Here is a 10,466-nt window from a genome sequence, read left to right on the forward strand (position 1 = left end):
CTTTCAGTGTTCGCCCACGGCGCGTGCCAGCGGTCGGTATTGCAGGTGGTGAAACAGTTGCAGGTAGCGGCCGGCCTCGCCACGCTCCAGGTTGCTGACGAACTTCCAGAACCCGTAGATGCGCGACAGCGTCATCATGCGCTCGGCATACAGCTGCCAGGTATAGCGTGCCGCCACCCGCGCCAGCGCGCCCTCGGACACGCGCTGCCATTTTGCCGGATCCTGTTCGCATTGCTGCAGGAAATCGGCCATCGCCGTCGCGGCGGCCGCGCCCTCGTTGGGATCGATATGAAATCCGGAGATGCCGTGCTGGATGATTTCCAGCGGGCCGCCGTAGCGGGTGGCGAACACCGGCAGACCGGACGCCATCGCCTCGATCAGCGTGAGGCCGAAAGCCTCGAACAAGGCGGGCTGCACAAAAAGGCCGCGGCGATCGGCGACATGCCGATACAGCTCGCCGGCCAGGTTCTTGTCGAGGCGGGCGCCGAGCCAGCGCATGCGGCCGTCCAGCCGGTACTGGTCCATCAGGCCGTGCATGCGGTCGATCTCCGCCCGTTCTTCCTCGTCATCCGAGGCGGCGGCATCGACATGGCCGCCGATCACCAGCAGGTTGGCGGACTCGGACAGACGCTCGCAGGCGCCAAACCATTCGGTCAGGCCGGACAGATTCTTGATGCGGTCGAGCCGCGCCATGGTGAAGAGCAGCGGCTTGTCGGGATCGTCGAAGTGGCCGCGATACGGCACGCCGGGGTCGGGCGCGTAGAGCATCCTGTCGATCTCGGGCATCAGCGAATGCATGCGGCGCGCCGTCTCGGTGTAGGGGAAATACACCGTGGCATCGGCGCCCGGCGACACGATATTGAACTTGGGATCGAACAGGTCGATACCGTTGACCACGCGGTACAGCCCCGGCATCGTGAACGCGCGGTAACTTTCGTACTGGCCGATGCTGTCCGGCGTGCCGGCGATTTCCTGGTAGGTGCTGGTGATGATGAAGTCGGCGTGGTTCATGCCGATGATGTCCGCGGTGTACTGGCAGGCGAAGTGATAGGCCGCTTCGTTGCCCTCCCAGTACAGGGCCGAGTGCAGGTACTTGGTTTGCTCCAGCGCATGGGCGATGTTGCACTGCGTAACGCCCATGCGCGTCGACAGCAGGCTGGCAACCAGGTTGCCGTCGGAATAGTTGCCGATGATCAGGTCCGGGCGGCCGCCGAATTTTGCCAGAACCTCATGCTCGACATCATGCGCGAAGGTTTCCAGATACGGCCAGATCTCGAAGCGCGACACCCATTGCTGGACAACCTCGCCGTTGGCATGGTGGAAAGGCACCCGCACGATCCACGCATGGTCGGTGCCCTGGATTTTTTCCAGCGACTGATCGCAGGTGGTGCCGTCGGCTTCGGGGATCAGGCGGGTGACGACGACGATCTGCGGGTCGACCGTCACGCCCTGGATCGCCATGCGCGCGCGCATCTCGTGTTCCAGCGCGCGCACCTGGTCGAGGATATAGACCACCTGGCCGCCGGTGTCGGGACGGCCCAGCACATTGTCCTGACCGAAATAGCCGTGCGGCGACACAATCAGCAGGCGCGAGATCATCGGGATGCGTGCAAGAAAGGCCTCCAGCACGGCAGGCGACGGCGCCTCCAGAATGTCGACCAGCTGGCTCATGGTCTCGCTCGCCCGGCCCGCCGTCGCGCCCCAGCCGGGCTCGAATCCCAGCGCACCCAGCGCCGCCGCGCACGCCGACCACGGCGAGTCGGGGTCGAGCGCATCGAGCTGCTGGCGCGCGCCGCGCAACGCATTGCGCAAAGTCTCCACATCGCCGATATGCGGCGCCAGCATCAGCTGCTGGCCGTCGATCTTGTGCATGCGCAGAAAATGCAGCAGCTTGGCCTGTCCCACCTCGGGTCGGGTGAACATCGCGCTCGCCAGCGCCCGGTTGAGATGCAGCACGCCCTGCCCGATCGAACGCGTTTCCTGCAGCCGCGGCACATGGCGGCCGAAGGGTTCGAAATCGATTTCCAGCACGCTGTCGCCCGAGATCGCCGGCTTCACCAGCGTCTCCTTGAACGCCAGAAACTCGCTCACCGATACGCGCTCCGGCACCAGCTGTTCCAGGTGCATGCGCAGGTAATGCCAGCGGCCGGCACCCTCGCGCAGCGCGAAATAGGCCCACGGCTGCTGGAACACGCCTTCCTGAAAGTGCCGCACCGCCTGATGCAGGGGTGAGCCCTTCAGGTCGGTCTCATAGTCGCGTGCCAGCGCATCGAACACATGGCACAGGTCGCTCTGCAGCAGCAGCGCGCGATCTTCGGCAAAGCAATGGCGCAGGTAGGCGCCCACCGGATCACGGTGGTCCACCGTCCAGGTTTTCAAAGCATCGATCATGCGACCTCCGGGGTCTTGGAATATGGATATGGGATCAGGCGGCCTGTGGCTGCGGGACGGGCAAGGGCTCCCCGACAAAACCGTAATGCGCCATGCCTTCGAGAATGCCGGACGCGCACGGCGTGTCGGCGAAATACACCTGGTCCATGCCGCGCAGCTTCTCCAATTCGACGCTGTGGTTGGACACCACGACGGCCTGCGTGTCGCCCACCAGCATTTCCAGGTCGTTGCCGGAATCGCCCGCCACCAGGAAAGCGCGCAGCGGCAAACTCCATTTATAGGCCAGATAGCGGATGGCCTGCCCCTTGGACGCGCGGATCGGCAGCACGTCGAGATAGGCCTGATGTGAATAAATCAGGTTGGCGCGCAGGCGATGCTCGCGCAGCCGTATGTCGATCTGGCGCAGGCTGGGCATGGTGGCCGGGTCGACATTAAAGCTCAGCTTGTATTCGCTTTGCTGGTCGCCCGACTGCAGCGTGAGGCCGGGCAGATCCTCGAACAATGCAGCCAGTGCGTCGCGCCGCCACAGATGCTGGATATGGCGTTGCCATCCGACATCGGGACGGAGCTCGGGGCCGTAATGGATCTCGCTGCCGACCGCGGTGATCAGCACATCGGGCAGCGGCACCCGCGCCTGTCGCAACTCCGCGAGCGCGCTCGGCAGGTGGCGCCCGGTGGCCACCCCGAAGCCGTCGCTGGGCGGCCGCTCGCGCAGCACGCGCACCAGTGCGGCGAGTCCGGCGCGGTCGCCGATCAGGGTGTTGTCGATGTCGCTCACCAGCATGCGCTGCACGTAAGGCATGGGGTTGTGATGCAGCTGCTGTGCCACGCGTTCGCGCCGCACCTGCTTGCGGCTGCGGTAGACCACGCGGTCGATCGCCCGCAGATATTTGTCGACGTGGGCATCCCATGTGTAATGGTGCGTCACGCCGTTGATGCCGCGCCGCGCATAGCGCTGCCAGGTGCGCGCGTCCGACACCACGGCGAGCAGGCCGCGCGCAATGTCGGCGGGATCGAGCGGGTCGACCAGCACGCCGTTTTCGCAATGCGCCAGGATGTCGGGCGGGCCGCCGTCACGGGTGGCCACCACCGGCAGGCCGCTCGCCGCTGCCTCGATCAGCGTCAGGCCGAACGGCTCGGTCAGCGCCGGATTGACGAACACGCCACGCCGCTGCGCCGCCAGCCGGTACAGCGCGGGGATGTCGTCCGACTGATGCTGCTTCGGCAGCGCGACGCTGCCCCACAAGTCGTAGCGGTCGACGTCGAGCAGCAGGTCCTTCAATACATCGGCCTGTGCCTCGTCCAGCGTACGGATGTCGTCGCGATTGCCGGCGACGATCGCGAGGTTGGCGCGTTCGCGCAGTTCGGGCGATTCGCCGTAAGCGGCCACCAGCCGGCCCAGGTTCTTGCGCACTTCGGGACGGCAGATGGCGAGGATGAGCGGTTTTTTCGGCTGCGTGAGAAAGCGGTCGACCAACGCCGGCACGTGCGGCGGAATCGGCTCGCGTCCGGGCGGCGCAAAGCGCGAGGTATCGGTGCCGGGCGCAATCACCACCATGCGCGACGGCTGGTGATGATGGTAGAGGCCGTACTGCTCGACGCTTTCCTGCGCCGTGCTGGTCACCACCAGCGAAGCCTGCGCCAGCGCCGCTTCTTCGGCGGCGATGCGACGCACAAAATTGAACTGCCGTTCGATCGTCTGCGCTCGGCGGCCATGGTCGAGCAGGCGCTGGCGCTTGCAGCGCCCGAGCGAATGCCCGGTGTGCACCAGCGGGATGCCGAGCAGCTGCGACAGCTGCACGCCGACATGGCCGGCATCGGCGTAATGGCTGTGGATGATGTCGGGCAGGCGCGGCTGTTGCCGCAGATGGCTGATGGTGCGATCGACCAGCTGGTCGAGATGGTTCCACAGGCTTTCCTTGCGCAGGTAGCGCCGCGGGCCGCACGGCAATCGCACCAGGCGGGCGCGCTCTCCCAGCATTTCAGTCGGTGCCGCATAGTCCGTCGACACTGCGGGGTCGTCGATCAGGCGCGTCAGCACGTCGACCTGCTCGACCCGCGGATGCCGCCCCAGCGCCCGCGCCAGTTCGATCACATACAGTGTCTGTCCGCCGGTGTCGGCGTCGCGCCCAAGCTCCAGGTCGTGCCCGCGCATCAGGCCATGCACACTCAGCATCAGCACGTAGAGATCACGCACGCACCCCTCCCTATTCAAGTTTCCAGCCGCGTATGAACGGCTGGTAGAAATCCGGTGTATCCGGCACTGCGCCACGGATCTGGCACAGCGCGCGGGCAAATGCATCGGCGCGCGCCAGGCTCATCGCGAGCGGCCATCCGCGCAGCATGCCGAGCATGAAAATCGCAGCGAAGCCGTCACCTGCACCCACGGTGTCAACCAGGTGCGGCAGCGGCTCGCCGGCCACCGCTTCAATCCGGCCAGCGTGGTCGAGCGTCCAGGCGCCCTCGGCGCCGCACGTCACCACCACGCGCTCCAGCGCGAACCCCGACACCAGCACGCCGGCCCGCGCCCGGGGCGTGGCGCCATCGAGCGCGAGCAGGTCGCTGATGCGGATCAGTTCATCCTCGTTGAGCTTGACCACATGGGCCTGCTGCAACGACCAGCGCAACGTGTCCGGGTCCACCCAGGGATCGCGCAGATTGACGTCGAGAAACGCGCAGGCGTCGACCGCGCCAAGCAGCGCATGCAAGGCACGACGTGAATCGCTGCGTTGGGACAGCGTACCGAAGTAGATGATCCGCGGATGTGAGGACAGGCCCACCATGCGCGCCAGACTCGGGTGAATGTGGTCGTAGGCCTGATCCGACAGGATGTCAAAGGCATGCCCACGCTCGGTTTCAGTGACCTTGACGCGGCCGGTCGGGCGCCCCGGATCGCGCTGCACGCCTTGCATGTCCAGCCCGCGTTCGGTCATCGCCTGCAGCAGCTGGTCGCCCAGCGCATCCTTGCCGGCGCGTGTCACCAGCACCGGATCCGCCCCCAGCGCGCGCAGATGGCACGCCACATTGAAGGGCGCCCCGCCCAGCACGCTGCGGTCCCGGAACTGGTCGACCAGGGTTTCGCCAAAGGCGATCACGCTCTGGTCTGCCACAGGCAAGCTGTCGTCGAACGGTCGCATCGTGCGCATTTCAGTCGGCGTATTCATGGTTCACGTTCACCAAAACAATATTGAACAATAATTTAACTAGGGCGGCCTGCCCGGACAAAGATTCCCTTCAAATCACGTCATTCAGCTTGAAAATCAGGCTGAACAAGAATCGCTGTGATGGAACAGCGTCAGCCGCCCTGTCCAGGAAGACTGCTCGTATTTCAACACCACGCGCCGAAACAGGCTCTGAGTGAAGGCGCTGGCAGAACATTTGGGGGAGCGGCAGCAGGCTGCGCGGGGACGCGCATCCACCCGGACATCCCACGGACCAGCGCAGGCGACGGGCGGAGCGCTTATTTATATTTGCACAAAACATTATTGCTGCGCAAGCCTGGCCGCCAAGTTGCGCGCCCCCCAGGACCTAGGCACCTGCGAGACAAACGGCCTTGACCCTTGGTGGCGCGCGGGTTAACGTCGCAACACTTCACTACGACGCACGCGCGATGGACGTCCCACACACGCCCTGCCCCGACCTGCCCCGAATCGCCGCGCGCCTTCCCGTTTCTTCCGCCCCCGCTTCTCGCGTTCCGTTCGTCCATTCATGAGCGGCTGGGCCAACTCCCATCTCGGGCTGATCTATCAGGTATACGGTCTGGCCTTTTTCACGCTGGGCGTGGTGGCGTACGTGCTGCCGCGGCAGGACACCACCCTGCGTTTTGCGCGCGACCTGTGGCTGCTGGCCCTGTTCGGCCTGCTGCACGGCGTGCTCGAATTCGTCGAATGGGAACGGCTGACCCGGCCCAGCCTCGCGCTCGCCACACTGAGTCCCGTGCTGCTCGCCGTCTCCTATGTGCCGCTGCTGGAATTCGGCCGCCGCACGCTGGCGCGCAGCGGCGTGCGGCTGCCTGCCGTATGGGTGTACGGCGTAGCGGCACTGGGGGTCGTCGCGCTGGCTGTGGTCATTTCCCCGACACTGGCCGTCCTCGAGGCGGGCTCGCGCTATTTTGTCGGCCTGCCCGGCGCCCTGCTGAGCGGCTGGAGCTTGTTCGCGCTGCGGCGCAGCATGATGGCCTCTGCCCGGGCCGACGGCACACCTAATCATGCACACTGGCTCACCGCACTCGCAACCGCCCTTATCGGCTATGGCATCCTCACGCCCGTCGTCTCGCCGGGATCCGAACTGGCCATCCAGGTACCCAACACAGCAGACTTTGTTGCCGTCACCGGCGTGCCGATCCAGCTCTTGCGCGCGGGCAGCGCGGTGCTTGCCACGCTGGCGCTCATCATGCTGGTGCGCGAGGCCGGCAGCCGCAGCCACAACAACCTGCAACGCATCCTGGGCACCCTCAGCGGCCTCGTCTATCGCTGCAACAATGACCGCAACTGGTCCTTCGTCTACCTCGCTGGCAATGTCGAGGAGCTGACCGGCTACACCACGGATGATTTCATGGTCCGCCGCCGCATCACCATGGGCGGACTGATCCATGGCGACGATGCCCGCCGGGTGTGGGACACCGTGCAAACGGCACTCGGCGAGCAGCGCGATTTCGAGCTGTCGTACCGGATCCAGGCGCGCGACGGCGCCCTACGCTGGGTCTACGAACGCGGTCGCGGCATCTACGACCGCGACGGCCGGCTGCGCTACCTGGAAGGCCACGTCACCGACGCCACCGCGCTGATGCGGGCCAACGAATCCCTGCGTATCAAGGACGCCGCCATCGAGTCGTCGATCAATGCCATCGCCATTTCCGGCATGGATGGGCAGATCACCTATGTCAACCCCGCCTATCTCGCGCTCTGGGGGATGGACAGCGCGGACGAGGCGCTCGGCCATTACCCGCACGAATTCATGGCCGACGCACAGCAGGCCCAGACCGGGATCGCGGCGCTGACGCGCGATGGCCTGTGGCAAGGAACGATCCGGGCACGGCGGCGCGACGGCAGCTGTTTCGATGCGCAGGTTTCCGCCAACCAGGTGCGCGACGAGGCCGGCACGCCGATCTGCATGATGGCGTCGTTCATCGACATCACCGAACAGCTGCGCGCCGACCGCGCGCTGCGCGAAAGCGCCGAGCGGCTGAGCCAGAGTCAGGCCATGGCGCATGTCGGCAGCTGGGAATGGGACATCGCCAGCGGCGCGCTCACCTGGACCGACGAGCACTACCGCATCTACGGCTACGAGCCGGGCGCCGTCGCCGCCACGTTCGAGCTGTTCATCAACGCGATCCACCCCGAGGACCGCGACCGGGTGGTGGCGCAGGTCAACCATGCGATGCGCGAGCACACGCCCTACGCAACCGAATTTCGCATCCGCCGCCCCAATGGCGAAATCCGCATCACCACGGCGCGCGGCGAAGTGCGCCGCGATGCCAGCGGCACCCCGCGGCAGATGTACGGCATGAGCCAGGACGTGACTGCGCGGCGGATGGCCGATGAGGCTACCCGGACCGCGCGCCGCCAACTACAGGCGGTGATCGACGCCGCCACCCAGGTTTCGATCATCGCCACCGACGAAAACGGACGGATCACGCTGTTCAACCAGGGCGCGGAACGAATGCTCGGCATGCGGGCGGAAGACATGGTCGACAAGCAGACGCCGCAGGTCTTCCACGCCGCCGCCGAACTGGCGACGCGCGCCGAGCAGCTGGGCCGCCAGTACGGCCGGCCGTTGCAGGGGATGGACGTGTTTTTCGAACCGGTCCGGCACGGCGACCTGGTCCCGCAGGAATGGACCTACATCCGCAGCGACGGCGTGCGCCTGACCGTTAACCTGGGGGTGACGGCACTGCGCGACGAGAGCGGCCACATCACGGGCTATCTCGGCATTGCCACCGACGTCACCGCGCGCGCCGAACTGCTGGCACGCTTGAACAAGATCGGCCGCAATGCGCCCGGCATGATTTTCCAGTTCCAGATGCGGCCGGACGGCAGTTCATGCTTTCCCTACGCCAGCGAAGGCATCCGCGACATCTTCGGCGTGGCGCCCGAGGAGGTCGCCAGCGACGGCGCCATCGTCTTTGAATACAAGCACCCGGACGACCTGCCGCGCATCAGCGACTACATCCAGCGCTCAGCGCGTGAACTCACGCCCTGGCAACTGCGATACCGCATTAACCATCCGCTCAAGGGTGAAATCTGGGTGGAAGGCCGCGCCTCGCCCGAGCGCCTGCCCGACGGCAGCGTGCTGTGGCACGGCGTGATCTTCGACATCACCGAGCAGAAACAGACCGAACTGGCGCTGGCGCGCAGCCTGGAAGAGCTGCGCGCCTCCGAGCAGCGCCAGCACGAACTGCTGGCGCTGACCCAACGTGAGCAGGGCCGCATGGCCGCGCTGCTGTCGGGGATGAGCATCGGCATCCTGTTCGAGGACCGCGAGGGCCGGGTCGAATACGTCAACCCGTCGTTCCGCCACATGTGGGCGATCAAGGACGACATCGAACTGGTGGGGCGCCCGACCCGGGCCGTGCTCGATCACTCGACCCATCGCTTCGCGCGCCCAGACCACGCCTCCAAGCACATCCTGCATGTGCTCGACACGCACGAGATCAGCGAGCGCTTCGAGGTCGACCTCTATGACGGCCGCATCCTCACCCAGCTGTCCTATCCGGTGTCCGACCCCGACGGCCGCGTGATCGGCCGGCTGTGGATCTACGAGGACATCACCCACGAGCGGCAGACCGCGCAGCAGCTGATCTACCTGGCCGAGCACGACGCGCTGACCGGCCTCTACAACCGCCACCGTTTCCAGGACCATCTGGAGCGCATGATCAGCGCCTCGTCGCGCAGCGGTGCGCGCTTCGGTCTGCTGTATTTCGATCTGGACGAATTCAAGACCATCAACGACACCTTCGGCCACCGCGCCGGCGACACCGTGCTGGTGCGGGCGGCAGGCGAAGTCGCCAGCCTGGTACGCGGCGGCGAAATGTTCGCGCGCGTCGGCGGCGACGAGTTCGCCATCCTGGTCGAACTCCTTCGCGGCGACGAAGCGGTGCAGCTGGCCGAACGCGTGGTGCACGCCATCGCGGCGATTCCCTTCCGCTTCCGCGGCAGCAACCTGCGCCTGACCGTCAGCATCGGCATCGCGCTGTTCTCCGAGCACGGCGACAACGCCGAGGATCTGGTCGCGCATGCCGATACCGCGATGTATCAGGCAAAAGACAGCGGCAAGAACACCTGGGCCGTCTACGACGCCAGCCGCAACGTGGCCGAAGCCATGCTGGCGCGCATGACCTGGAGCAGCCGCATTGCGCAGGCGCTCGCACAGGGCGGGCTGGAACTGCACTTCCAGGGCATTTACCACACCCGCGACGGCAGCCTCAGTCATCTGGAGGCGCTGGTGCGGATGCAGGATCCGCTCGATCCCACGCGCCTGATCATGCCCGGCCAGTTCATCCCGATCGCCGAGAAAAACGGCCAGATTCTCGAAATCGACCGCTGGGTGATTCGCCGCAGCATCGAGACGCTGGCCAGCCATCCCGACCTGGCGGCGCTGGCGGTCAACATCTCCGGCCGCAGCTTCGACGAACCCACGCTGCCGCACTACATCCAGGAACAGCTGCAGGCACACGGCGTCGCGCCGAAGCGGCTGATCATCGAACTGACCGAGACCGCGGCCGTGTCCGAAATGCAGGATGCGCAACGCTTCATCGAGGCACTGCAGCAGACCGGTTGTCTGATTTGTCTCGACGATTTCGGCTCCGGCTTTTCCACCTTCGCCTACCTCAAGTACCTCAGCGTGCAGATCCTCAAGATCGACGGCATGTTCATCCGCGACCTGCCCAACAACCGCGACAACCAGGCCTTCGTCAAGGCGATGATCGACGTCGCCCGCGGCCTCGGCAAGGTCACGGTGGCGGAGTTCGTCGAGGATGCCGCGACGCTCGACATGCTGGCGCAGTTTGGCGTCGACATGGCGCAGGGCTATCACCTCGACCGGCCGACGGCCACGCATCCCAGCCTCGACTGAGG

General features: G+C 65.8%; 4 protein-coding genes. 1 reads left to right on the forward strand and 3 read right to left on the reverse strand.

The window, feature by feature from the left end:
- Positions 1–3: 3 nt before the first annotated feature.
- Genes Q8R61_RS14550 through Q8R61_RS14560 form a run of 3 tightly spaced genes read right to left on the reverse strand, consistent with a single transcriptional unit; the run spans position 4 to position 5,555 of the window.
- Positions 4–2,391 (reverse strand): sucrose synthase, encoded by a 2,388-nt coding sequence (locus tag Q8R61_RS14550; RefSeq protein WP_305538537.1) that lies wholly within the window; start codon positions 2,389–2,391, stop codon positions 4–6.
- A 34-nt stretch (positions 2,392–2,425) separates the two neighbouring features.
- Complete coding sequence (locus Q8R61_RS14555; protein ID WP_305538539.1) at positions 2,426–4,588, reverse strand: HAD-IIB family hydrolase; 2,163 nt, start codon at positions 4,586–4,588, stop codon at positions 2,426–2,428.
- 10 nt (positions 4,589–4,598) lie between these two features.
- Positions 4,599–5,555 carry a carbohydrate kinase gene (locus tag Q8R61_RS14560; protein WP_305538541.1) on the reverse strand — a complete coding sequence of 319 codons (957 nt, stop codon included), beginning with the start codon at positions 5,553–5,555 and terminating at the stop codon, positions 4,599–4,601.
- Between the two features lie 544 nt (positions 5,556–6,099).
- On the opposite strand from Q8R61_RS14560, the gene Q8R61_RS14565 reads away from it, so the two are divergent.
- A complete protein-coding gene (locus Q8R61_RS14565) occupies positions 6,100–10,464 on the forward strand; it encodes an EAL domain-containing protein (protein ID WP_305538543.1) in 4,365 nt (1,454 codons plus the stop codon).
- Positions 10,465–10,466 lie beyond the last annotated feature (2 nt).

It is taken from the genome of Thiobacillus sp. (genome assembly GCF_030696885.1).
Classification (GTDB): Bacteria; Pseudomonadota; Gammaproteobacteria; order Burkholderiales; family Thiobacillaceae; genus Thiobacillus.